The 23634-nt window shown below is 69.7% G+C and carries 20 protein-coding genes and 1 pseudogene; 5 read left to right on the forward strand and 16 right to left on the reverse strand.

Going from position 1 to position 23634, the window contains the following annotated elements; genetic code table 11:
• Nucleotides 1-9 precede the first annotated feature (9 nt).
• Nucleotides 10-939 carry a glucose-6-phosphate dehydrogenase assembly protein OpcA gene (locus tag PCC79_RS12045; RefSeq protein ID WP_232549369.1) on the forward strand — a complete coding sequence of 310 codons (930 nt, stop codon included), beginning with the start codon at nt 10-12 and terminating at the stop codon, nt 937-939.
• On the forward strand, nt 936-1826 hold the full coding sequence (pgl, locus tag PCC79_RS12050) for a 6-phosphogluconolactonase (protein WP_342371968.1): 891 nt from the start codon (nt 936-938) through the stop codon (nt 1824-1826). The genes PCC79_RS12045 and pgl overlap by 4 nt, the downstream gene beginning before the upstream one ends.
• Before the next feature lie 170 nt (nt 1827-1996).
• Here the strand turns inward: pgl and PCC79_RS12055 are convergent, their stop codons facing one another.
• The 10 genes from PCC79_RS12055 to uvrC all read right to left on the reverse strand — a co-directional run bounded on the left by PCC79_RS12055 (nt 1997) and on the right by uvrC (nt 12627).
• A complete protein-coding gene (locus tag PCC79_RS12055; protein WP_342371676.1) occupies nt 1997-2977 on the reverse strand; it encodes an IS3 family transposase in 981 nt (326 codons plus the stop codon).
• A gap of 815 nt (nt 2978-3792) precedes the next feature.
• The gene (locus PCC79_RS12060; protein WP_232548632.1) at nt 3793-4149 is read right to left on the reverse strand and encodes an RNA polymerase-binding protein RbpA; all 357 of its coding nucleotides are present in this window, start codon (nt 4147-4149) and stop codon (nt 3793-3795) included.
• Nucleotides 4150-4194: 45 nt separating this feature from the next.
• Entirely contained in the window at nt 4195-4473 is a 279-nt protein-coding gene (secG, locus tag PCC79_RS12065; RefSeq protein WP_342371969.1) for a preprotein translocase subunit SecG, read from the reverse strand.
• 109 nt (nt 4474-4582) lie between these two features.
• Nucleotides 4583-5368: a triose-phosphate isomerase gene (gene tpiA / locus PCC79_RS12070; protein WP_232548630.1), complete on the reverse strand. Its 786-nt coding sequence runs from the start codon at nt 5366-5368 to the stop codon at nt 4583-4585.
• A gap of 3 nt (nt 5369-5371) precedes the next feature.
• Nucleotides 5372-6580: a phosphoglycerate kinase gene (locus tag PCC79_RS12075; RefSeq protein ID WP_232548629.1), complete on the reverse strand. Its 1209-nt coding sequence runs from the start codon at nt 6578-6580 to the stop codon at nt 5372-5374.
• Nucleotides 6581-6680: 100 nt separating this feature from the next.
• Nucleotides 6681-7685: a type I glyceraldehyde-3-phosphate dehydrogenase gene (gene gap, locus PCC79_RS12080; RefSeq protein WP_232548628.1), complete on the reverse strand. Its 1005-nt coding sequence runs from the start codon at nt 7683-7685 to the stop codon at nt 6681-6683.
• 153 nt (nt 7686-7838) lie between these two features.
• Nucleotides 7839-8825 carry a DNA-binding protein WhiA gene (gene whiA / locus PCC79_RS12085; protein WP_342371970.1) on the reverse strand — a complete coding sequence of 329 codons (987 nt, stop codon included), beginning with the start codon at nt 8823-8825 and terminating at the stop codon, nt 7839-7841.
• A 10-nt stretch (nt 8826-8835) separates the two neighbouring features.
• Complete coding sequence (locus PCC79_RS12090) at nt 8836-9795, reverse strand: gluconeogenesis factor YvcK family protein (protein ID WP_232548626.1); 960 nt, start codon at nt 9793-9795, stop codon at nt 8836-8838.
• Nucleotides 9792-10655, reverse strand: a complete 864-nt coding sequence (gene rapZ, locus PCC79_RS12095) for an RNase adapter RapZ (RefSeq protein WP_342371971.1) — start codon at nt 10653-10655, stop codon at nt 9792-9794. The genes PCC79_RS12090 and rapZ overlap by 4 nt, the downstream gene beginning before the upstream one ends.
• Nucleotides 10656-10674: 19 nt before the next feature.
• Nucleotides 10675-12627, reverse strand: a complete 1953-nt coding sequence (gene uvrC, locus PCC79_RS12100; RefSeq protein ID WP_342371972.1) for an excinuclease ABC subunit UvrC — start codon at nt 12625-12627, stop codon at nt 10675-10677.
• 201 nt (nt 12628-12828) lie between these two features.
• Here uvrC and PCC79_RS12105 point away from each other — a divergent pair, with 201 nt between their 5' ends.
• Entirely contained in the window at nt 12829-13239 is a 411-nt protein-coding gene (locus PCC79_RS12105; RefSeq protein WP_232548623.1) for a Rieske (2Fe-2S) protein, read from the forward strand.
• Nucleotides 13240-13344: 105 nt separating this feature from the next.
• On the opposite strand, the gene yidD is transcribed toward PCC79_RS12105, so the two are convergent.
• Nucleotides 13345-13641: a membrane protein insertion efficiency factor YidD gene (yidD, locus tag PCC79_RS12110; protein ID WP_342371973.1), complete on the reverse strand. Its 297-nt coding sequence runs from the start codon at nt 13639-13641 to the stop codon at nt 13345-13347.
• Nucleotides 13642-13828: 187 nt separating this feature from the next.
• Nucleotides 13829-16663 (reverse strand): annotated as a pseudogene (uvrA, locus tag PCC79_RS12115) (excinuclease ABC subunit UvrA); the annotation flags it as partial.
• Nucleotides 16664-16768: 105 nt separating this feature from the next.
• Between uvrA and PCC79_RS12120 the strand changes: the two are divergent.
• Both PCC79_RS12120 and PCC79_RS12125 read left to right on the forward strand, forming a co-directional pair.
• Nucleotides 16769-17482: a maleylpyruvate isomerase family mycothiol-dependent enzyme gene (locus PCC79_RS12120; protein WP_232548621.1), complete on the forward strand. Its 714-nt coding sequence runs from the start codon at nt 16769-16771 to the stop codon at nt 17480-17482.
• A gap of 290 nt (nt 17483-17772) precedes the next feature.
• Nucleotides 17773-18372: an MBL fold metallo-hydrolase gene (locus tag PCC79_RS12125; protein WP_342371974.1), complete on the forward strand. Its 600-nt coding sequence runs from the start codon at nt 17773-17775 to the stop codon at nt 18370-18372.
• 55 nt (nt 18373-18427) lie between these two features.
• Here the strand turns inward: PCC79_RS12125 and PCC79_RS12130 are convergent, their stop codons facing one another.
• The 4 genes from PCC79_RS12130 to PCC79_RS12145 form a co-directional block, all read right to left on the reverse strand.
• Entirely contained in the window at nt 18428-18835 is a 408-nt protein-coding gene (locus tag PCC79_RS12130; protein ID WP_232548619.1) for a VOC family protein, read from the reverse strand.
• A 144-nt stretch (nt 18836-18979) separates the two neighbouring features.
• Nucleotides 18980-19204, reverse strand: coding sequence for a hypothetical protein (locus PCC79_RS12135; protein WP_342371975.1), 225 nt, complete (start codon nt 19202-19204; stop codon nt 18980-18982).
• 14 nt (nt 19205-19218) lie between these two features.
• Entirely contained in the window at nt 19219-21294 is a 2076-nt protein-coding gene (gene uvrB, locus PCC79_RS12140) for an excinuclease ABC subunit UvrB (RefSeq protein ID WP_232548617.1), read from the reverse strand.
• A 96-nt stretch (nt 21295-21390) separates the two neighbouring features.
• On the reverse strand, nt 21391-23529 hold the full coding sequence (locus PCC79_RS12145; RefSeq protein WP_342371976.1) for a beta-glucosidase family protein: 2139 nt from the start codon (nt 23527-23529) through the stop codon (nt 21391-21393).
• Between the last annotated feature and the right edge of the window lie 105 nt (nt 23530-23634).

The raw sequence follows: 23634 nt of genomic DNA on the forward strand, positions 1-23634 counted from the left end.
GGAGGCACCGTGATCAAGACACTGAAGGACACCACGTCCGCCCAGATCCAGAACGCCCTCATCGAGGTGCGCCAGTCGTTGGGCATGACGTCGAGCACCGTGTTCACCCTGATCGCCGTCGCCGGGGCGGACGACTACGACGAGACCTTCGACGCCTGCGTCGAGGCCGGGCGCGAGCACCCCTCCCGCATCATCCTGGTGGGCGACGGTTCGTCGCGCTCCACGCGGCTGGACGCCGAGCTGCACCTGGGCGAGTCGATGCCCGGCGAGCTGATCGCGCTGCGGTTCCACGGTGAGCTGTCCCAGCACAAGGGGTCCACCCTCTTGCCGCTGCTGCTCCCGGACTCCCCCGTGATCGCCTGGTGGGCGGGGGCGGCCCCCGAGGCACCCGCCGAGGACGAAATCGGCAAGCTGGCCAAGCGGCGCATCACGGACGCCATGGGCTCGGCCGACCCGCTGGCCACCCTGCGGGCCCGCGCCGCGAGCCTGCGACCGGGCGACATCGACATGACGTGGACGCGGCTGACCGCCTGGCGGGCCCTGCTCGCCGCGGCGCTCGACCAGCACACCGACACCGTGACCCACGCCTGCGTGGAGGCCGCGGCGAACAACGCCGGTGGTCTGCTGCTCGCCGGCTGGCTCCGCTCGCGGCTGGACGCCCCGGTCGACTTCGTGGTGTCCGAGGGCCCCGGCGTCACGGCGGTGACCATGGCGACGGCGTCCGGCGACGTGAGCGTGGCGCGCACGGACGGCAAGATGGCGTCCTTCTCCCTGCCCGACCGGCCGACGCGCAAGGTGGCGCTGCGTCGCCGCGAGGTCAGCGCGCTGCTGGCCGAGGAGCTGCGCCGCCTCGACAACGACCCGGTGTTCTCTGCGGCGATGGAGAGTCTCGTGACCGATTTCGCCCATGCCGGCAACGGCACCAAGGAGCAGGCATGACCGCCGACGCCGCCGATCACTCGGCACCTCCCGTTCCACCTGCCCTGCCCGGGGCCGGCACGGGCCCGGGTGAGGCGTCGGTGGCCGCGGCGTCCGGGGAACCGGCCGCGCCGGCGGCGGAGGAGGCGTCGGCGTCCGAGCCGGTGGCACCCGCCGGGGTCGAGACCGTGGCGCGCTACGCGAGCAGCACCGAGCTCGTGGAAGCCGTGGCCGAACGGCTGTTGGAGCGGCTGGAGACGCTGCAGGCCGATCCGGAGAAGGTCGTGCAGCTGTGCCTGACCGGGGGCCGGACGGCCACACGGGTGTACACCGCGCTGACCGAGCGGCTGGACGCGAGCACGCTCGACACCCAACGCCTGGAGCTGTGGTGGAGCGACGAGCGGTTCGTCGCGACGGAGGACCCGGACCGCCACGCGGGTCACGTCCTGGCGATCCTCGCCGGCAAGCTCTCGATGCGCTCGGACCTGACCCACCCCATGCCGGCCGCGGACGGCCTGGCCGACAGCGCGGCCGCCGCGGCGTCCTACGGCAAGGAGTTGGGCGAGACGGGCTTCGACATCTGTTTGCTGGGCATGGGCCCGGACGGCCACGTGGCGTCCGTCTTTCCCGACCACCCGTCCTTCGAGGCGGCCGGTCACCCGGTGATCGGCGTCACCGACTCACCCTTCCCGCCGTCCGAACGAATCAGCCTGACGGTGCCCACCCTCAACCGCAGCGCCGAGGTGTGGTTCCTGGTGACCGGTGACGAGAAGGCGGACGCCGTCCGTCGCTCCGTCGCCGGCGACCCCACCGTTCCGGCCGGGGTGGTACGGGGCTCCGTCCACACCTGGTGGTTCCTCGACCGCCCCGCCGCCAGCGCCCTCCCCTACCACTCCTGCAGCTTCTGACCGAGGGCCGCGACACGCACACTTCGGTTTCAAACTCCAGGTTAGGAGGCGGAGTTTGAGCCATGAACCGGAGTGTGAGTGGGCCACGGCCCTGGCCTGGGCGCCGGCTCCCTGCCGACCTTGTCGCCGCCCTGCCCGAAACCAACCACCCTGCCGTAGCACGGAATGAATCAAGCTGTCTGGGACAGTTGGGTTGGGGGTTGGTTGATCCAGACGTGGTCTGGGGGTGTGGGGGTTTTGGGGGGTTTGGGGTGGCGGGTGGGGTGTTTGGCGGCGTAAGCGGTTTTGGTGGTGGTCCACAGGTCGTGGGTGGTGGGCCAGGTGCCGTCATGGACGCGGGCGGGGGTGTGACCGGCCAGGCCTGCGTGGTGATGGTGGTTGTTGTAGTGGTCGAAGAAGGCGGTGAACCAGGCTTGGGCCTGGTCGATGGTGTCGAACCGGCCGGGGTAGGCGAGGTCGTACTTCACGGTTTTGAAGACGGCTTCAGCGAACGGGTTGTCGTTGGACACTCGGGGCCGGGAGTGGGACGTGGTGATGTGCAACAACCTGAACATGTCGGTGAGGGTGCCGGCACGCATCGGGGAGCCGTTGTCGGCGTGGATGACCGCAGGAACGCAGTGTTGGTCGGTGAACGCCTTTTGGAACATGTCTTTGGCCAGGTCGGGCCGTTCGTGGTGTTCGACCCGGTGCGCGACCACGTAGCGGGAGTACAGATCGATCGCGACATACAGCTTGAACCAGATCCGTCCCGGGCCCTGCACGTTGGTGATGTCCCAACACCACACCTGCCGGGGCGCGGTCGCGTGCAGGCGTGGCGCATGACGCCGGCCCCTGACACCGGTCCGGGTCCGTTGTCGACGACGATCGGTGGACTGCCCGGCTCGCCGCATGATCCGGTGCATCGTGGCCAGCGAGCACAGGTACTCCCCGCGATCGAGCAGATGGTAGAACCCTTCCCTGATCGACATGTCGGCCACGTCCTCAGCGTTCAACCTAGCCACGACAGCTTCAGTCTCGGCAGGGGCGAGCCGCTGGGGATAGTTCCGCTCCGCGTGCGGCACCACCACCCCACCAGCCGGGTTCGGGTTGCGATACCGATACAGCGTGGACCGCGACACCCCGAGCCAGCGACATGCCTGGACCACGCTCACCCCAACCCCTTCGAGGGACGTGGCGGTATCGAGGGCAAACTCGAGGTATCGGAATCGGCCAGCCACGCCGGCCGGCCCGGCACCGGTGGAGGCTCCGGTTGGGTCTGGTTCTGATCCGCGTTCTTGGCCAACCCCTCCAAGAACGCGGCAGCTTTTCCCAAGATGTCAGCAGCCGCTCTGGACTGCTCCAACTCCACCTTGAGGCGTTCATTCTGCCGGCGGAGCCGTTCCAGCTCCTGCCGCTCCTCATACGTCAACACGCCCCTCCGATCCCCACGCGAACGAGCCGGGTCAGGCTCCGTGATCAACCCAGCCGCCCGCTGCTGCACCCACGAGTTCATCGTGTACGACGACACCCCGATTCGCCGACAAAACGCCACCCGACTCCCTCGTTCCAGACACTGGTCATACTCCAACAACAACGCCCAACGCTGCTGCGGGGTGAACTTGCTCGAACGAGACGGCCGGAACGGAACATCATCGTTATCCATCATCAATCCTCTCCACCACCCCGCTGTCCCACAACAGGCTGACACGCAGGGAGCAACAGCAGGGTGGACCGCCGGAGTCAGGGCCGCGGCGTCAGCGGCAGGGTAGCGGTGACAGCGGCAGGGCCGCGGCGTCACCGACAGGGAGGCGCCAGCAACAGCGCCAACACGCCACGGTGCCTGTCGAGGGTGCGGGCGCACTCGAGACCGAAGTGTGCTGTCGGCGCCTACCCGGTCGAGCGCGACAGCCGCGCGGCTCACCCAGGCTCGGACGCCGTCCGCAACCGGCTCGCACGCAAGCGGCACCGGGCCACGGACGAGGCGGGCTCAGTAGATGACTTCGCCGGCGGCGCGGCGGGCCCGGAGGCTCGCCAATGCCTCGGCGAGGATCGCCTCGGCCTCGGTGTCGGAGCGACGCTCCTTCACATAGGCCAGGTGCGTCTTGTAGGGCGTGATCTTCGGCGGGGGCGGCGGGTTCTCCGAGTCGAGGTTGGCGGGCAGACCGCATCGGGGGCAGTCCCAGGTCTCGGGCACCTGCGCGTCCGCGGCGAAGGCCGGCTTCGTCTCGTGGCCGTTGCTGCAGAAGTAGGAGACGTACAGCCGGGGGGCGGAATCCCCACGCTCGGCCTCTCCCATGGGGCCCGCTCCGACGCGGCTGCCTCGGATCGCACTACCACCGACCACGTTGTTCTCTCCTCGGTTGACTGACTCGTTCGGATGTTGGGTCGCTCAGAGCGGTGCCACGTCGGGGAACCAGCGGTAGAGCGTGAGCAGGATCAGGATGCTCGCCAGCCACAGCAGACCGACGACGATCGTCAGACGGTCCAGGTTGCGTTCCGCCACCGACGTCCCGCCCATGGACGCCGACATGCCGCCACCGAAGAGGTCGGACATGCCGCCACCGCGGTTCTTGTGGAGGAGGACGAACAGCGACAGTGCCACGCTGGTGATGGTCAGCAGGACGGACACGATCAGGATCGGCCAGGTCGACAGGGGCACAACGGTCACCGGGTGATTCTAACCCAGCGCGGCCCCCGTTCCGAACCAGACGGAACGAGGGCCGCAACAGGGCTACGCGTCGCGACGCATCAGCGTCCGCTCGCGAGGGAGAGCAGCGTCAGCCGGCCGTGTAGAAGAGCACGATCTTCGCGAACTCCTCCGGGTCGAGGCTCGCGCCGCCGACCAGCGCGCCGTCGACGTCCGGCTGCGCCATGATGTCGGGCGCGCTGGACGACTTCACCGAGCCGCCGTACTGAATGCGGACGGCGTCCGCCGCCTCCTGGCCCACGAGCTCGGCCACCCGGGAGCGGATCGCCCCGCAGACCTCCTGGGCGTCCTCGGGGGTCGCGACCTCACCGGTGCCAATGGCCCAGACCGGCTCGTAGGCGATGACCAGCGAGCCGACCTGGTCGGCCGACAGCCCGTCGAGCACCTTGTCGATCTGCGCGAGCACGAACGGCACGTGCTCGCCGGCCTTGCGCACCTCGAGCTTCTCGCCGACGCAGATGATCGGCGTCATGCCCGCGGCGAGCACGACCTTGGCCTTGTCGTTGATGAGTTCGTCACTCTCCGCGTGGTAGTCGCGACGCTCGGAGTGGCCCACCACGACGTACGACACGTTGAGCTTGGCCAGCATGTCGGCCGAGATCTCACCGGTGTAGGCGCCCTTGTCGTGCACCGACACGTCCTGCGCGCCGTAGGCGAGCGGGAGCTTGTCACCCTCGACGAGGGTCTGCACGGTGCGCAGATCGGTGAAGGGCACCATCACGGCGGCCTCGGACTTCGAGGCGTCGTACTTGGCGTCCTTGAGCGTCCACGCCAGCTTCTCGACGACGCCGGTCGCCTCGACGTGGTTGAGGTTCATCTTCCAGTTGCCCGCCATCAGCGGGGTGCGGTTCGCCATGGATCAGTTCCCTTCGAGAATGTCGATGCCGGGCAGGACCTTGCCCTCGAGGAATTCGAGCGACGCCCCACCACCGGTGGAGATGTGGCCGAACTCGCTGTCGTCGTGCCCGAGCGTCCGGACGGCCGCGGCCGAGTCGCCGCCGCCGACGACCGACAGGCCGTCGACCTCGGTGAGAGCCGTCGCGACCGCGGCGGTGCCACCGGCGAGGGCCTCGATCTCGAAGACGCCCATCGGGCCGTTCCAGACGACCGTCTTGGCCTGGCGAATCGTGTCCGCGAAGAGCTTCTCGCTCTCCGGGCCGATGTCGAGGCCCATCTTGTCGGCCGGGATGGCGTCCGCCGCCACCACCTCCACGTCACCGTTCACGGTGCGGGCGCCGAAGTCCATGCCATCGGCCACGCGGACGTCGACGGGCAGCACGATCTTCTTGCCGGACGCCTTCGCCTCCTCCAGGTAGCCCTTGCAGGTCTCGACGTTGTCCTGGTCGAGCAGCGACTCCCCCACCTCGTGGCCTTGGGCCTTGAGGAAGGTGTAGGCCATGCCGCCACCGATGACCAGGGTGTCCGCCGTCTTCAGCAGGTTCTCGATGACCGCCAGCTTGTCGGCGACCTTGGCGCCGCCCAGCACCACGACGAAGGGGCGCTCGGGATTCTCGAGCACCTTGGTGAAGATCTCGGCCTCCTTCTTCACCAGCGTGCCGCCGGCACTCGGCAGCAGCTTGGCGATCTCGTAGACCGACGCCTGCTTGCGGTGCACGACGCCGAAGCCGTCGGAGACGTAGACGTCGCCGAACTCGGCGTACTTCGCCGCGAGCTCCTCACGCTCGGAGTCGACCTTGGAGGCCTCCCCCGGCTCGAAGCGCACGTTCTCGAGCAGGCAGATGTCGCCGTCGCCGAGCGCCGCCACGGTCTGCTTCGCCGAGTCGCCGACCACGTCGGACGCCAGCGCGACCTGTGTGCCGAGCAGCTCTCCGAGGCGCTTCGCGACGGGGGCGAGGCTGTACTTGGGGTCCGGCGCACCCTTGGGGCGGCCGAGGTGGGCGAGGACGACCGTCCGGGCGCCGGCGTCCCGCAGCTCCGTGAGCGTGGGGAGGGCAGCCTTGATGCGGCCGTCGTCGGTGATGGTGTCGCCGTCGAGCGGCACGTTGAAATCGCAGCGGATGACGACCCGCTTGCCCTGCAGATCGCCCAGATCCTTGACGGACTTCACGTTCAAACCTTTCGTTGTGGGCCGGGGGAGGCGGATGAACACACCGGGGTGGAGCGCCGGATGGCGCCCCACCCCGGGTGGTTCACATGGTGTGAGTTGCTCAGAGCTTGTCGGCCACGAGCTTGGTCAGGTCGACCAGGCGGTTGGAGTAGCCCCACTCGTTGTCGTACCAGGAGAGCACCTTCACCAGGTTGCCGATGACCTTGGTCTCGTTGGCGTCGAAGATGCTGGACGCCGGGTCACCGACGATGTCGGCGGACACGATCGGATCCTCGGTGTAGACCAGGACGCCCTTGAGCGGGCCGTCGGCGGCCTTCTTGACGGCGGCCTTCACCGACTCGACGGAGACCTCCTTCTCGGCCTGGAACGTCAGGTCGGTCAGGGAGCCCGTCGGGGTCGGCACGCGGACGGCGAGCCCGTCGAACTTGCCCTTGAGCTCGGGCAGCACGAGGGACACGGCCTGGGCGGCACCGGTCTTGGTCGGGATCATGGACAGCGCGGCGGCGCGGGCACGGCGCAGATCGCTGTGCGGCGCGTCGAGGAGGCGCTGGTCACCCGTGTAGGAGTGGATCGTCGTCATGATGCCCTGGACGATGCCGAACTCGTCGTTCAGCACCTTGGCGAGCGGCGCAAGGCAGTTCGTCGTGCAGGACGCGTTGGAGATGATGTGCATCGACGCGGGGTCGTAGGACTCCTCGTTGACGCCGATGACGAAGGTGCCGTCCTCGTTCTTCGCCGGGGCGGAGATGATGACCTTCTTGGCGCCGCCGTCGATGTGGGCCTTGGCCTTGGTGGCATCGGTGAAGAAGCCGGTGGACTCGATGACGATCTCCACACCCAGGTCGCCCCAGGGCAGGTCGGCCGGGTTGCGCTCGGCGAGCACCTTGATGTGCTTGCCGTCCACGACGATGCCGTCGTCGTCGTAGCTGACCTCGCCACCGAAGCGGCCGAGGATCGAGTCGTACTTGAGGAGGTGGGCGAGCGTCTTGTTGTCGGTGAGGTCGTTCACGGCGACCACATCGAGATCGGCGCCCTGCTCCAGCATGGCGCGGAAGAAGTTGCGGCCGATGCGGCCGAAGCCGTTGATTCCAACCTTGACAGTCATGTGTCGGTGTCTCCTTCGAAGGGAACCTTCCGCCGTCCGGCGGGGTTTGGACGACTCCAGCCTATCGCGTGCGACCGACGCTCGCGGGCGCTCGGCCCTGCTTGGGCGAGAACACCCGGTGACGCCCCGTCAAACGATGGACACCCGCGCGCCTCAGACGTCGTCGTCGAGCATGTCGGGGCTGAGGTTGGCCTCGGTGCCGGGGATGTCGAGGTCGTGGGCACGCTTGTCGGCCATGGCGAGCAATCGGCGGATGCGGCCGGCCACGGCGTCCTTGGTCAGGGGCGGGGTGTGGAGCTGGCCCAGCTCCTCCAGGCTCGCCTGCTTGTGTTCCAGGCGCAGCGCACCGGCGATCCGGAGGTGCTCGGGCACCTCGTCGCCCAGGATCTCCATCGCCCGCTCGACGCGCGCCCCGGCCGCCACCGCGGCCCGGGCCGAGCGGCGCAGGTTCGCGTCGTCGAAGTTCGCCAGCCGGTTGGCCGAGGCTCGCACCTCGCGGCGGACGCGGCGCTCCTCCCAGGCCAGCAGCGTCTCGTGCGCCCCCAGCCGCGTGAGCATGGTGGCGATGCTGTCCCCGTCGCGGATGACCACCCGGTCGATGCCGCGCACCTCGCGCGGCTTGGCCTGGACGCCCAACCGCCGGGCCGCGCCCACCAGGGCCAGCGCCGACTCCTGCCCGGGGCAGCTGACCTCCAGCGACATCGAGCGGCCCGGCTCGGTCAGGGAACCGTGCGCCAGGAACGCCCCGCGCCACACGGCCGTGGCCACGTCGAGGCCACCGCTCACGACGGACGCCGGCAGGCCGCGGACGGGGCGGCCACGGGAGTCGACCAGCCCGGTCTGCCGGGCCAGCGAGTCGCCACCACCGATGAGACGCACCACGTACCGGGTGTTCTTGCGCAGCCCGCTGGGCGTGATGACCACGAATTCACAGGTGAACCCGAACAGGTCGGCGATGGCGGTGCGCAACCGTCGCGCGGCCGCCCCCGTGTCGAGATCGGCCTCCACCATGATCTTGCCCCCAGCCAGGTGCAGGCTCCCGGCGAAGCGCAGCATCGCCGCCACCTCCGCCTTGCGGCATGCGGGCTTGGTGACCGGGACGGTCGCAAGCTCCGCCTTGACTTGTGGGGTGAGGGCCATGGGGGCCAGCCTAACGCGCCATCAGATCGGCGTAGACCGAGGCGAGGCGAAGCACGTCGTGACGGGGCGAACCGTCCCGCGCGCGGACGGGCTGCACCACCAGGCTCGCGCCGAGGGCGGTGGCGTACCGCTCCAGGTGACGGTCCCCCGCCGCGAATGCCGGGTCGCACACGATCGCGTCGAAACGCAACCCGGGCGCGTGGTCGGCCAGCACCTCCAGGTGGGTGGACGCGTCGAAACCGGCGGTCTCGTGGGCGGGCACCACGTTGAGGGTCAGGATGCGTCGCGCCTGGGTGCCGACAAGGGCTTCTGCCAACTCCGGCACCAGCAGGTGCGGGATCACGGAGGTGTACCACGAGCCCGGGCCGACCACGACGACGTCGGCCGCACGCACGGCCTCGAGCGTCTCCCGGCAGGCCGGCGGCGCCTCGGGCACCAGTCGCACTTCGCGAATCGTCCCGCGGGTCACCGCGACGGTGGCCTGGCCGCGCACGAGGGTCGTCTCGTCGGGGCGGGTGGGGTCGACGCCGAACACGTCGGCCTCAATGGCCAGCGGCACGGCAGCCATCGGCAGGACGCGTCCCTGCACCTCGAGCAGCCGCCCCACCATGTCGAGCCCCGCCACCGGATCCCCCAGGCTCTGCCAGACGCCGGCGATGAGCAGATTGCCGATCGCATGGCCACCCAGCGGCCCGTCACCCTGGAACCGCGACTGCAGCACGTCGGCCCAGGCCTGGCCGTCGGAGTGGTCGCCGCACAGGGCCGCCAACGCCATGCGCAGGTCCCCCGGCGGGAGGATGTCGAATTCGGCACGCAGGCGTCCGGACGATCCGCCGTCGTCCGCGACCGTCACCACCGCCGTCAGCCGGGGCGTGACCCGGCGCAGCGCCTGCAGGGACGCCGCCAACCCGTGGCCGCCCCCCAGGGCGACCACCGACGGCGCCTCCCGGCCCCTCGGCCCGGGCGTCACTCGAGCCCCAGGTCGCGGTGCACGACGTGGACGACGACGCCGTCGGACCGCAGCCGGCGGGCCAGCTCCTCGGCCATGGAGGTGGAACGGTGCTTGCCACCCGTGCAGCCGACGGCGAGGGTCGCCAGGCGCTTGCCCTCGGTCAGGTACCCCGGGATCACCGACGACACCAGCCCCCGCACCGACGCCAGCCACGTCTGCGCGGCGTCGTGGCCGAGGACGTACCCCGACACCGCCTGGGACAGACCCGTCTGCGGACGCAGCTCCGGCACCCAGTGCGGGTTGGGCAGGAACCGGACGTCGAGCACCATGTCGGCGTCCACGGGCAGGCCGTTCTTGAAGCCGAACGACATGAGCGTGAGACGGAACTCACGGTCGTCGGCGCTGTTGAACGCGAACGCCACGCGGCTCGTGAGCTGGTGCACGTTCAGGTCGGAGGTGTCGAGCACCATGTCGGCTGCGGCGCGCAGCATGGCCAGCATCGCGCGCTCGCGGCGGACGCCGTCGAGCAACGGCCCGGCGCCCTGGAGGGGGTGCGGGCGGCGCACCGACTCCTGCCGGCGCACGATGACCTCGTCAGCGGCCTCGACGTACACGATCTGGGGCCAGACGCCCTGGGCGTTCAGGGCGTCGAACGCGGCAGGGATCTCGTCGAACTGGGCGCGGGTGCGGACGTCGAGCACCACCGCGACCCGGGGGAACCCACCGGCGGCTGCGGCGTCCACCAACCCGGGCAGCATGCTCGGCGGCAGGTTGTCGACGACGTACCAGCCGAGATCCTCCAGCGCGTGGGCGGCCGTGCGGCGTCCGGCGCCGGACATGCCCGTGATGACGACGAACCGCAACCTGGAGCCGCTCATGGCTTCATTATGGCGTCGCTCACGAGGAGATCTCACCCGTGGCGGTGTTGACGGCCTCACCGGGCTCGCTCGCGGCGAGGGCGTCCTTGACCGCCTGGGCGGTCCGCGGGCCGATGCCGGGCACCAGGGCGATGTCCTCGACGGACGCCGCGCGCAGCTTCTTGAGCGACCCGAAGTGTTTGAGCAGCGCCTTGCGGCGGAGCTCGCCCAGGCCGGGCACGCCGTCGAGCAGCGACTCGACCATGGACGCGCTGCGCCGCCCGCGGTGGTGGGTGATCGCGAAGCGGTGCGCCTCGTCGCGGGCCCGCTGCAGGAGGAACAGCCCCTCGCTGGCGCGCGGCAGGATCAGGGGGAACTCCTCCCCCGGCAGCCACACCTCCTCCAGGCGCTTGGCCAGCCCGACGAGCGGGACGTCGGTGATGCCCAGCTCGGCCAGAGCCGCCTGCGCGGCGGCGACCTGGGGGGCGCCGCCGTCCACCACGACCAGGGACGGCTTGTAGGCGAACTTGCGGGCGGCGCCGGTGGTGGCGTCCACGAGCATGGCCGTCTCGCCGCTGAGGGATGCCTGGTCGTCGAGATAGCGGCGGAAACGCCGGCTGATCACCTCGTGGATGGCACCCACATCATTGGAGCCCTCGACCGTGCGGATCACGAAGCGGCGGTACTCCGAGCGGCGTGAGAGGCCGTCCTCGAACACGACCATCGACCCGACCACCTCGGTGCCCTGCAGGTGGCTGATGTCGTAGCACTCGATGCGCAACGGGGGCGCCTCCAGGCCCAACGCCTCCTGCAACTCCTCGAGCGCCTGGTTGCGCGTCGAGAGGTCGGCGGCGCGCTTCGTCTTGTGCAGGACGAGCGCCTCCTTGGCGTTGCGGGCCACGGTTTCGAGCAGGGCCAACTTGGCGCCCCGCTGCGGCACGTGGACGCGGACGCGGCCGCCGCGGACGTCGGTGAGCAGCTCCTCCAGGGCACTCCCGGACGCCGGCTCGACCGGCAGCAGGACCTCCTTGGGCACCCCACCCGACAGCTCGATCTCCGGGTTGGAGTAGAGCTGTAGGCAGAAGGACTCGACGAGCTCGTCCAGGGAGGAGTCGTCGGAGCGGTCGGCCACCCAGCCGCGCTCGCCGCGGACGCGTCCGGCGCGGACGTGGAAGATCTGGATCGCGACCTCCAGCTCGTCGGACGCGAGGGCGATCACGTCGGCGTCCGTGCCGTCGCCGAGCACGATCGCGTTGCGCTCGGTGGCGGACTCGAGCGCGCCGAGCTGGTCGCGCAGCACCGCGGCCCGCTCGAACTCGAGGTTCTCCGAGGCCGCCAGCATGTCGGTACGCAACCGGCGGATGAGCTGGGTGGTGTTGCCGGCGAGGAAGTCGCAGACGTCGTCGGCGATGGCCCGGTGGTCCTCGGCGTCGATCCGCCCCACGCATGGTGCGGAACACTTGCCGATGTAGCCGAGCAGGCAGGGGCGTCCGGACGCCTTGGCCGCACGGAAGACGCCGTTCGTGCACGAGCGCATGGGGAAGACGCGGAGCAGGGAGTCGATGGTGTCGCGGATCGCCCAGGCCTGCGCGTAGGGCCCGTAGTAGCGGTTGCCCTTGCGCTTGGCACCGCGGCCGACGAAGACGCGCGGGAACTCCTCGGCCCACGTGACCGCCACCCAGGGGTAGCTCTTGTCGTCGCGGTACTTGACGTTGAAGCGGGGGTCGAACTGCTTGATCCACGTGTACTCGAGCTGCAGCGACTCGAGCTCGTTGCGGACGACCGTCCACTCGACCTTGGCCGCCGTGCGGACCATCGTCTGGGTGCGGAAGTGCAGGCCGGCCGGGTCGGCGAAGTAGGAGTTGAGGCGCTGCCGGAGGTTCTTCGCCTTGCCGACGTAGATGACCGTGCCGGCGGGGTCGCTGAACCGGTAGACGCCGGGATCGGTGGGGATCGTTCCGGGCGCCGGACGATACGACGCGGGGTTCGGCATGCCGGCCAGCTTAGGTGAGCCGGCCGACAGTTCCCGGCGTGGCCGGGTGGGGCGGCTGGCTTCGCTGGCCGCCGATGACGACTTCTCGTTCCACGTGCCCCCCAGGGGCCACCGTGCCATCACGCGCAAGCGATGGAGGCGATTGCGCGTTCCGACAGGCCGACGCCTCCGGGACGTGAGCGGGCTGGCTAGGGTGACAGCATGACTCCCGACCGTCGCTCCTTCCTGACCAACGCCGGCCTCGCGGCCCTGGCCGTGGGCACCGGCACCCTGACCGGTTGCGGCGGCCGTACGTCGCCCGGATCTCCGCCGGCGGTGGGCGCGGCGCTGTCGATCCCGGTCGACTCGATCCCGGTCGGGGGCGGCCGCATCCTCGACAACGCCAACTACGTGATCACGCAGCCGACCGAGGGCGAGTTCCGGGCGTTCAACAAGATGTGCACCCACCAAGGCTGCCCCGTGTCATCGGTTGAGGACGGCGAGATCCACTGTCGGTGCCACGGCGCGCGGTTCTCCATCGAGGACGGCGCGGTCACCAACCCGCCGGCCACCGAGCCGCTGCGCGCGGCGTCCGCGACGCTCAACGGCGACCACGTGGACATCGCCGACTGAGTCAGCACCCGGTTGGCGTGCGCCGACACGCTCGCTTCGGTCTCAAACGCCGGTTTGAACAGCGGTGTTTGAGACCGAAGTGAGCGTGTCGGCCCCAGCTGCCCGTCAGAACCGGAACGGAATGGGGATCGGGCCGCAGCAGCAAACCCCCTGGACGCCGGCGTTCTGGGCCAGCGCGGCGGCCTGGTAGCAGGCAAGGAATTGGAGCACCGTGGGGCGCAGGGCCCGCAGCACCCCGAGGCGGGCGACGTGCCCCCGGACGGCGGCCGAACAGGTCGCGCCGCCGTGCACCGCGCCGTGCGCGCACCGCCACCCCTTCCGGGGCGAGAGCACGCGCTGGTAGTAGGCGATGGCCCGGTCGGCGGCGACGCGCGGCGCGTGGGTCAGGGTTCGGAGCTGCATGGTGGCCTTTCGTCAGGATGGCCCCACCACTGTGGCAATCCGGTGGTGATTCCACCACGCCCATCGGGGTGGTCGGGCCGGCCCTTGGCTGGACTGAACCGCGCCGACACGCACACTTCGGGCTCAAACTCCGCCGCCGAAGGCGGAGTTTGAGCCCGAAGCGAGCGTGTCGCGGCCAGCTCGGTCAAGCGAGCAGCGGCTTGAGGTACTCGCCGGTGAAGCTGTCGGGGTGGACCGCGATGTCCTCCGGCGTGCCCTGGGCGACCACCATGCCGCCGCCCGAGCCGCCCTCGGGGCCCATGTCGATCACCCAGTCGGAGCACTTGATCACGTCGAGGTTGTGCTCGATGACGATCACGGTGTTGCCCTGGTCGGCCAGGCGGCTCAGGACGCCCAGCAGCTTGCTGATGTCCTCGAAGTGCAGGCCCGTCGTGGGCTCGTCGAGCACGTACACCGTCTTGCCGGTCGAGCGCCGCTGCAACTCGGTGGCGAGCTTCACGCGCTGCGCCTCGCCGCCCGACAGAGTCGTCGCCGGCTGCCCCAGGCGCACATAGCCCAGCCCGACGTCGACCAGCGTGTCCATGTACCGCTTGATCGCCGAGATCGGCGCGAAGAACTCCGCCGCCTCCTCGATCGGCATGTCCAACACCTCGGCGATGTTCTTGCCCTTGTAGTGCACCTCGAGGGTCTCCCGGTTGTAGCGCGCCCCGTGGCACACCTCGCAGGGCACGTACACGTCCGGCAGGAAGTTCATCTCGATCTTGATCGTGCCGTCGCCCGAGCAGTTCTCGCAGCGTCCGCCCTTGACATTGAAGCTGAACCGGCCCTGCTGGTAGCCCCGAACCTTCGCCTCCGGCGTCTCGGCGAACAGCTTCCGGATCCGGTCGAACACGCCCGTGTAGGTCGCCGGGTTCGACCGAGGCGTCCGGCCGATCGGCGACTGATCCACGTGGATGGCCTTGTCGACCTGGTCGAGCCCCTCGATGCGCCGGTGGTGACCGGGGACGTCCTTCGCCGAGTATAGGTGGCGCGCCAGCGCCCGGTAGAGGATCTGGTTCACCAGCGAGCTCTTGCCCGAGCCCGACACCCCGGTCACCGACGTCATCACCCCGAGCGGGAAGCTGACCGACACGTCCCGCAGGTTGTTCTCGGTGGCCCCGACGACCGTCACCTTCTTGCCGTTGCCCGTACGCCGCACGGCCGGCACGTCGATGGCGCGGCGCCCGGCGAGGTACGCGCCGGTCAACGACTCCTTGCTCGCCAGCAGCTGCTTCACCGTGCCGGAGACGACCACGTGGCCGCCGTGCTCGCCGGCCCCCGGGCCGATGTCGACACACCAGTCGGCGGTGCGGATCGTGTCCTCGTCGTGCTCCACCACGATCAGGGTGTTGCCCAGGTCCCGCAGCCGCACGAGGGTGTCGATGAGGCGCCGATTGTCCCGCTGGTGCAGGCCGATCGACGGCTCGTCCAGCACGTACAGGACGCCGACCAGACCCGACCCGATCTGCGTCGCCAACCGGATGCGCTGCGCCTCGCCACCGGACAGGCTGCCGGCCGAGCGCGACAGCGTCAGGTAGTCCAGCCCCACGTCGAGCAGGAAGCGCAGGCGCTCGTTGATCTCCTTCACCACGCGCTCGGCGATCGCTGCCTCGCGCGGCGTCAGGCTCAGCCCCGCCATGAAGGCGTGCGCGTCGGCGATGGAGAGCCCGGCCACCTCCGCGATGTTGCGGCCGGCGACCGTCACGGCCAGCGACGTGGGCTTGAGCCGCGCTCCCCGGCACACATCACACGGCGTCTCGCGCATGTAACCCTGGAATCGGTCACGGCTGTTGTCGCTCTCCGCCTCGGCGAAGCGACGGCGCACGTAGGGCAGCGCACCTTCGAACGTCGCGTTGTAGCTCGTCTCCCGCCCGTGCCGGTTCGTGGTGTGGACGCGCATGGGGCCCTTCACGCCGTGCAGCACGAGGCCCTTCACCTTCTCCGGCAGGTCCTCCCACGGCGTGTTGACGGAGAATCCGTGTTCGCGGGCCAGCGTCTTGAAGATCGTCTGGAAATAGCCCGACACGTAGATCGTCGACCACGGGGAGATGGCGTTCTCGGCGAGGCTCTTCGACCGGTCGGGGATGACGAGGTCGACGTCCACCTCCATCTTCGTGCCGAGGCCCGAACACGTCGGGCACGCGCCCCAGGGGGCGTTGAAGGAGAACTGCCGCGGCTCCAGTTCCTCGATGCTGATGTCGTGCTCGTTGGGGCAGGCGAGCTTCTCGGAGTAGCGGCGCCGGCGTCCGGGATCATTCTCGGGCAGGTCGACGAAGTCGATCTCGATGACGCCGTCGGCCAGGTTGAGGGCGGTCTCGACCGAATCCGTGAGCCGCTGCTTGATGGACTGCTTCAGCGCCAGGCGGTCGACCACCACCTCGATGTTGTGCTTCTTCTGCTTGTCCAGGGTGGGCGGGCTCGCGAGCTGGTGCACCTCGCCGTCCACCCGCACGCGCGTGAAGCCTTGGGTGGTGAGCTGGCGGAACAGGTCGACGTACTCGCCCTTGCGGCCGCGGATCACCGGCGCGAGCACCATGAAGCGCGTCCCCTCCTCGAGCCCGAGGAGGCGGTCCACGATCTGCTGGGGGGACTGCTTGGCGATGGGCTCACCGCAGACCGGGCAGTGGGGGTGACCGATACGGGCGAACAGCAGGCGCAGGTAGTCGTAGACCTCGGTGATCGTGCCGACCGTCGACCGCGGGTTGCGGCTGGTCGACTTCTGGTCGATGGCGACCGCCGGGCTCAGCCCCTCGATGAAGTCGACGTCCGGCTTGTCCATCTGCCCGAGGAACTGGCGGGCATAGGCCGACAGCGACTCCACATAGCGGCGCTGCCCCTCGGCGAAGATCGTGTCGAAGGCCAGTGAGGACTTCCCCGAGCCCGACAGGCCGGTGAACACGATGAGGGCGTCGCGCGGCAGCTCAAGGCTCACGTTCTTGAGGTTGTGCTCGCGCGCACCCGCCACGATCAGTTGTTCGGTCACCCGAGCAATCGTAGGTGCCGGCTCCGACAGTGTGCGCGCGGGGGGTCTGGTGCGGGATTCACCGGCCGTACCATCGCCCTCCGCCCCAGCCGTTAGGGTGGATGCATGTTGGCGATCCTGAACCAGGGCCAGGTCGAACCGGCCCTCAAACGGATTGCGGAGGCCACCCAGGCGTTGCTCCGCGACACGATCGCCATCGACGACGACGCCTGGCACGCGCCCTCCCTCCTCCCCGGCTGGACGCGCGCCCACGTCGCCACCCACATCGCCCGCAACGCGGACGCCCTCCGCGTCGTCATCTCCGCAACCATGGCCGGCGACCCGACCCCGCTCTACCCCTCGGAGAACGCGAAGTTCAGCGAGATCGAGCGCGGTGCCGAGCGCGACGGGCTCGAGCTGCACGTCGACCTCGACACCTCCGCCGGCGAACTCGCCCGGCTCTGCGACCGCGTCCCCGACTGGCGCCTGCCCGTGCACCTGCCCGGTGGCGAGTTTCCCCTGTCCGTCGCCACGCTGATCCGACTCCAGGAGATCACCCTCCACCACCTCGACCTCGACTGCGGTTACCGCTGGGAGGACATCGAGGCCGTCCCCGCCCACTGGTTGCTGCAGTGGATCGCGCTCCTCATGCGCGACGACCCCACCCTGCCGGCCGTCGACGTCACCTCCGACGCCGGTGAGACCTTCGGCATCGGTGCCGGCGAACCGCGCGTCACGGTGTCCGGCCCGGACGCCGCGCTCTGGGCCTGGCTCGCGGGGCGGACGTCCGGCGAGGGCGTCACGGGCGCCGAGGGCTTGGTGTTCCCACTGGCGGGCTGATCAGAGCGGGCGCCGAGCCCTGCTTTCCTGCCGTTGCGGACGCCTCCCAGCCGTTGCCACCGCCCCCCTGCCGTTGCGGGTGCCCCCCTGCTCGGAACCCACCCCCCTGATGGTGCAACAGCAGGGTCGTGGGTCGCGGACAGGGCGGCGACAACGTCGCCAGGGAGGCAGCTGCAGCGTTAGGGAGGCGTTCGCAGCGGCAGGGAGGCCGGACCACTGCGGCACCCGCAGCCCGGACGCCCACGGCCAGAACACACGCGGGCCACCTGAGCCGCTGGCAGGATGGGTCCATGGAGATCCAGTCGCTGTCCGTCGGGTCGATGGACAACAACGCCTACCTGCTCACCGATTCCGGCGAGGGCCTGCTGATCGACGCCGCCGCCGACATCCTCGCGCTGCTGTCGCTCATCGGCGACACCCCGATCAACACGATCGTCACCACCCACCGCCACCACGACCACATCGGTGCCCTGGCCGACCTGGCGCAGCACACCGGTGCCGTCTTGGTGGCGGGCGAGCCGGACGCCGACGCGATCGAGTCGGCGACGGGCGTCCGCATCGACCGCCGCGTCTGGGATGGTGACACCGTTCAGGTGGGGAATTCCGAACTGGAGGTCATCGGGCTGGTCGGGCACACCCCGGGATCGATCGCCCTGGCTCACGCACCCGCCGGCGAGGCCACCCAGCTGTTCACCGGCGACAGCCTGTTCCCCGGCGGCGTGGGCAAGACCAAGTCGGACGCCGACTTCGCGTCCCTGCTCGGCGACGTGACCGCCAAGGTCTTCGACCACTTCGCCGACAACACCGTGGTGCACCCCGGCCACGGCGACCCGACGACGCTGGGTGAGGAGCGGGACCAACTTCCCGCGTGGCGCGCCCGCGGCTGGTAGACCGTCCTCCGTACCGTGACCGGCTGTCGGCACCAACCCTCCGAGGGGGTGGGACCTAGCGGTTCCGAGAGCTGAGCACGCAGAACTCGTTGCCCTCCGGATCGGCCAGGACGGTCCAGGTCACGTCGGCCTCGTCCTGCCCCACGTTGACGCGCGTCGCGCCGAGGGACTCCAGGCGCGCGATCTCGGCGTCCCGATCCTGGGAGGTGTGCGGCGCCAGGTCGATGTGCAGCCGGTTCTTCACCGTCTTGCCCTCCGGCACCGGCACGAACAAGAGCCCCTGCCCGCGGGCGAACCAGGCCTCCAGCTCCGCCACGGGCTCCGCACCCATACCCTTCGGAATCGCCACGGCCTCCTCCGGGGTGTCGTGGACGATCTGCCAGTCCAGCGCTTCGGCCCACCAGCGGGCCTGCGCCTGCGGATCGTGACAGTCAACGACGACGGTGTACCACTTCAGAGCCATGGCACCACCCTGTCCCAGCGGCTCTCATCCCACAAGGGGGCGGACGCCAGCACGAACCTCAGCGCAAGCATCAGCAGGACCTCTCGGCACAAGCGTCAGCGCAAGCATCAGCAGGACCCCTCAGCACAAGCGTCAGCGCGAACGTCAGCGCGCACCCAGCGCCGACACCGCCGGTTTGATCGCCAGGGCCACCACCGCGGCCCCCACCAGCCGCTCGTCGAGCTGCCGCACGCCGCTGAAGCGCTGCGCGAGCAGGACGCCGAACGCGATGCAGCTCCACTTGACCAGCGCCAGATCCGTCGGCGACAACCGCCCGGTCGCCGCCGTCATCCACGTCGGATAACCCATCTCCGCCTCCTTGCCGATCACCCCAGCCTACGCCGCTACTTCGTGGCCGCCACGATCTGCCGGATCGTCTTCTTCAGCTCGGCGATCTCGTCGCGCAGGCGGGCGGCGGTCTCGAACTGCAGGTCCTTCGCCGCGGCGTGCATCTGGTCGCTCAGCTCGTGCACCAGCGTCGCCAGCTCCGATGTCGGCAGCGAGCCCAGGTCGCGGTCGGGGCGTCCGGGCACGGGCGAACTCTTCTTCGGCTCGCCGAACTGCCCGACGACGTCGCGGGTGTCGGCGTCCTCGCGGGCGAGCATGTCGGTGATGTCGGCGATCTTCTTCCGCAGCGGCTGTGGATCGATGCCGTGCTCGGTGTTGTAGGCCACCTGCTTCTCCCGGCGCCGGTTCGTCTCGTCGATCGCCGCCTCCATGGACGGCGTCATCGTGTCGGCGTACATGTGCACCTGGCCGGCCACGTTGCGGGCGGCGCGGCCGATGGTCTGGATCAGCGAGCGCTCCGAGCGCAGGAAGCCCTCCTTGTCGGCGTCCAGGATCGCGACGAGCGACACCTCGGGCAGGTCGAGGCCCTCCCGCAGCAGGTTGATGCCGACCAGCACGTCGTACTGCCCCAACCGCAGCTCGCGCAGCAGCTCGATGCGCCGCAGGGTGTCCACCTCGGAGTGGAGGTAGCGCGTCCGGACGCCGTTCTCCATGAGGTAGTCCGTGAGGTCCTCGGCCATCTTCTTCGTCAGCGTGGTCACCAGGATGCGCTCGTTGCGGTCCGTCCGGGCCCGGATCTCACCCATGAGGTCGTCGATCTGCCCCTTGGTCGGCTTCACGATCACCTCGGGATCGACCAACCCGGTCGGCCGGATCACCTGCTCGACGAACCCGTCGGACCGTGCCATCTCGTAGTTGCCCGGCGTGGCCGAGAGGTACACCGTCTGCCCGATGCGCTCGGTGAACTCCTCGAACCGCAGGGGGCGGTTGTCCATCGCGCTCGGCAGCCGGAACCCGAAGTCGACCAACGTCCGCTTGCGCGACATGTCGCCCTCGTACATGCCGCCGATCTGCGGCACCGTGACGTGCGACTCGTCGATGACGAGCACGAAGTCCTCCGGGAAGTAGTCGAGCAGGCAGTTCGGCGGCGTCCCGGGGCCGCGGCCGTCGATGTGGCGGGAGTAGTTCTCGATGCCCGAGCACGTGCCGATCTGGCGCATCATCTCGATGTCGTACCCCGTGCGCATCCGCAACCGCTGGGCCTCCAGCAGCTTGTTCTGCCCCTCCAGCTCGGTCAGCCGGCCCTCCAGCTCGGCCTCGATGCCCCCGATGGCGCGCTCCATGCGCTGGGGCCCGGCCACATAGTGCGACGCCGGGAAGACATACACCTCGGAATCCTCGCTCAGCACCTCACCCGTCAGCGGGTGCAGCGTCGACAGCCCCTCGATCTCGTCGCCGAAGAACTCCACGCGCACCGCGTTCTCCTCATACATCGGGAAGATCTCCAGCGTGTCCCCCCGCACCCGGAAGGTGCCCCGCGTGGCGGCGAGATCGTTGCGCGCGTACTGGATGCCGACCAGCTGCCGCAACAGACTGTCCCGGTCGTGCTCCTCCCCCACCCGCAACCGCACCATCCGGTCCACGTACTCCTGCGGCGTCCCCAGGCCGTAGATGGCCGAGACGGTCGCCACCACGATCACGTCACGGCGGGTCAACAACGAGTTGGTCGCCGAGTGCCGCAGGCGTTCGACCTCCTCGTTGAGCGAGGAGTCCTTCTCGATGTAGGTGTCCGTCTGCGGGACGTACGCCTCCGGCTGGTAGTAGTCGTAGTAGCTGACGAAGTACTCCACCGCGTTGTCGGGGAAGAACTGCCGCAGCTCGTTCGCGAACTGCGCCGCGAGGGTCTTGTTGGGCTGCATCACCAGCATCGGACGCTGCAGCCGCTCGGCCAGCCACGCCACGGTGGCCGTCTTGCCCGTACCCGTCGCACCGAGCAGCACGACGTCGTCCTCCCCCGCCCGGACGCGCCGCTCGAGCGCGTCGATCGCGGCCGGCTGGTCACCGGCGGGAGAGAAGTCCGCGTGCACCTCGAACGGTGCGACGCGACGCTTGAGGTCCGTGGTGGGGCGCATGGGAGCAAGCGTAGGCGACCCCACCGACACTTCGCCCGGAGACGGCGGCCGGGCGCGATCGCGCCCGGACCAACCCGTACCCTCGCCGCCGAGCGGCTAGGACACGCGCACCGGGAACTGGTGCGGCGTGTCCTCGCTCGAGGTGCCGACGTACACCGTGTAGGCGCCGGGGCGTACCTGGAAGGAGTGCGCCGCGGTGTCCCACACCCCGAACGGGTGGTGCGTGGCGGCCGGGTCCACCACCACCTCGACCTGCTCGGACGCCCCCGGCGCGAGGGACACCTTCGCGAACCCCACCAGGCGTTTGGGCGGCTGACCCTCCACCGGAATGCCCAAGTACACCTGCACCACCTCCGCACCCTCCCGATCACCGGTGTTCGTCACCGTCGCCGTGACGGTCAGCGCCTCGCCGTCGGCGACCGAGCCCGACACCGCCACGTCGGACAGCTCGAAGGTCGTGTACGACAGCCCGAATCCGAACGGGAACAGCGGCACGATGTCGTTCGCCTGGAACCACCGGTAGCCCACCTGGAGACGCTCGGTGTAGCGCATCGTGGGCCACCCCTCCCCCTCGTCGGTGCCCGGGTAGCGCACCGGGTCGTCGTGGTGGAGCAGGTCCTCGACGCGCCGCGCATAGGTGGTGGGCACCTTGCCCGACGGGTTGGCGACGCCCCACAGCAACTCGGCGACGACATGGCCGTCCTCCGCCCCCTGGTTCCACACCTCGAGGACGGTGTCGGCGTCGTCGATCCACGGCAGCATCACCGGCGTCGAGTCCTTGAGCACGACCACGGTCCGCTCGTTGCACCCCAGCAGCTCGGCGACCATGCGCGCCTGGTCGTGGGGCATCTCCGGAGCGGGCATGTCGGCACCCTCGGTGGCGATGACACCCGCCATGACGAGCACCACGTCGGCGTCCGCGGCCTCGGCCTTGGCCTGCGCCAGGTTGGACAGGTCGCGCTTCACCTCGAACAACGCCACCGTGGCGTCCGAGCCGAGCTCGCGCAGGACGTCCTGCGTGCCGGGCAGCGGGTCGACGGTGTACAGGGGGTCCACCTTGGAGGAGCCGCCCCCACCCTGGCAGGCCTTCGTGGCGAAGCTGTCCATGCCGACGATGAGTACGCGTCCGGCGTCCACGCCCAGCGGCAACAGCCCGGCGTCGTTCTTGAGCAGGACCGCCATGGCGTGCCCCATCTCCCGCGCGATGCGGCCGTGCTCGGCCGCCGGGATCTCGGTGGGCGCGTACGGCGTCGTGAAGTGTCCGAACCGGAACATCTGGGTGAAGCGACGCACCAGGGCGCGGTCGACGGTCTGGATCTCGAGCGAGGTGTCGTTGAGCGCATTGGTCACGTTGGTCTCGTTGAGCCACTTCGCGTCCGGCATCTCCAGGTCCATGCCCGCGTTGAGCGAGCCCGCCGCCGACCGGCACGACCAGAAGTCGGACTGGACGTAGCCGTCCCAGCCCCACTCCTGCCGCAGGATCGTGTCGAGGGTGTAGCGGTTCTCCGTGGCGTAGACGCCCCGCACGCGGTTGTAGGCGCTCATGACGGAGGCGATGTCCGCGTCCTTGCAGGCCATCTCGAACGGCAACAGGTACAACTCGCGCAGGACGTCCTCGTCGACCTCGACGCTGTTGCGGAAGCGCTCGTGTTCCTGGTCGTTCACGACGTAGTGCTTGGCCATCGCGATGATGTCATGGCTCTGGATCGCCCGCGCGACCTCCACCCCCATCACCCCGGTGAGGTAGGGATCCTCGGAGAAGTACTCGAAGTTGCGGCCCCCGATGGGCGTGCGGTGCAGACACAGGCCCGGCCCCTCGAGGACGTGCTGCCCCAGGTGGACGCACTCGGCGCCGATGAGGTCGCCGTACCGGTGGGCGAGCTCGGGGTCGAAGGAGGCCGCGACGCCGATCGTCATGGGTAGCGCCGTCGCGGGCGGCGACGGCGTACCGTCGCCCATGCCGACGCCCACGGGCCCGTTCGTGATGCGCATGCGGGGGATGCCCAGCCGGTCGTTCGCCTTCACGTGGCGCTCCACCCGGATCTGCGACGCCAGTTGCTCCATCTCATCGGCGTCCTGGGCCTGGTTCGCCAGGCCGTAGATGTCGATCGTGTCCATGTTGCCGTGGAGTTGCTCGATCTTCTCCGGCAACGTCATCGCGGCCACGAGGCGCGTCGCGCGCTCCCGCGGGCTGAGTCCCTCGTCCAACCACGGTCGGTCGGTCACGTCGGTCATGGGTCCTCCTGAGTGCGGTGTTCCGTGCTCCGCGTTCCGTCCAGCTTGGCCGACGCAGCGGGCCCGCGGGCCCGTTCCGCGGATCTCGGGCCGTTGTTCGGGCGA

Origin of the sequence: Propioniciclava soli (genome assembly GCF_038502305.1) — a bacterium.
Classification (GTDB): Bacteria; Actinomycetota; Actinomycetes; order Propionibacteriales; family Propionibacteriaceae; genus Propioniciclava; species Propioniciclava soli.

What these genes read in the sequence shown, in the direction of transcription:
- pgl (WP_342371968.1), top strand. Translation starts at nt 936, where the DNA reads ATGACCGCCGACGCCGCCGATCACTCGGCACCTCCCGTTCCACCTGCC.
- tpiA (WP_232548630.1), bottom strand. Translation starts at nt 5,368, where the DNA reads ATGGCGAACCGCACCCCGCTGATGGCGGGCAACTGGAAGATGAACCTC.
- gap (WP_232548628.1), bottom strand. Translation starts at nt 7,685, where the DNA reads ATGACTGTCAAGGTTGGAATCAACGGCTTCGGCCGCATCGGCCGCAAC.
- whiA (WP_342371970.1), bottom strand. Translation starts at nt 8,825, where the DNA reads ATGGCCCTCACCCCACAAGTCAAGGCGGAGCTTGCGACCGTCCCGGTC.
- rapZ (WP_342371971.1), bottom strand. Translation starts at nt 10,655, where the DNA reads ATGAGCGGCTCCAGGTTGCGGTTCGTCGTCATCACGGGCATGTCCGGC.
- uvrC (WP_342371972.1), bottom strand. Translation starts at nt 12,627, where the DNA reads ATGCCGAACCCCGCGTCGTATCGTCCGGCGCCCGGAACGATCCCCACC.
- PCC79_RS12105 (WP_232548623.1), top strand. Translation starts at nt 12,829, where the DNA reads ATGACTCCCGACCGTCGCTCCTTCCTGACCAACGCCGGCCTCGCGGCC.
- yidD (WP_342371973.1), bottom strand. Translation starts at nt 13,641, where the DNA reads ATGCAGCTCCGAACCCTGACCCACGCGCCGCGCGTCGCCGCCGACCGG.
- PCC79_RS12120 (WP_232548621.1), top strand. Translation starts at nt 16,769, where the DNA reads ATGTTGGCGATCCTGAACCAGGGCCAGGTCGAACCGGCCCTCAAACGG.
- PCC79_RS12125 (WP_342371974.1), top strand. Translation starts at nt 17,773, where the DNA reads ATGGAGATCCAGTCGCTGTCCGTCGGGTCGATGGACAACAACGCCTAC.
- PCC79_RS12130 (WP_232548619.1), bottom strand. Translation starts at nt 18,835, where the DNA reads ATGGCTCTGAAGTGGTACACCGTCGTCGTTGACTGTCACGATCCGCAG.
- uvrB (WP_232548617.1), bottom strand. Translation starts at nt 21,294, where the DNA reads ATGCGCCCCACCACGGACCTCAAGCGTCGCGTCGCACCGTTCGAGGTG.
- PCC79_RS12145 (WP_342371976.1), bottom strand. Translation starts at nt 23,529, where the DNA reads ATGACCGACGTGACCGACCGACCGTGGTTGGACGAGGGACTCAGCCCG.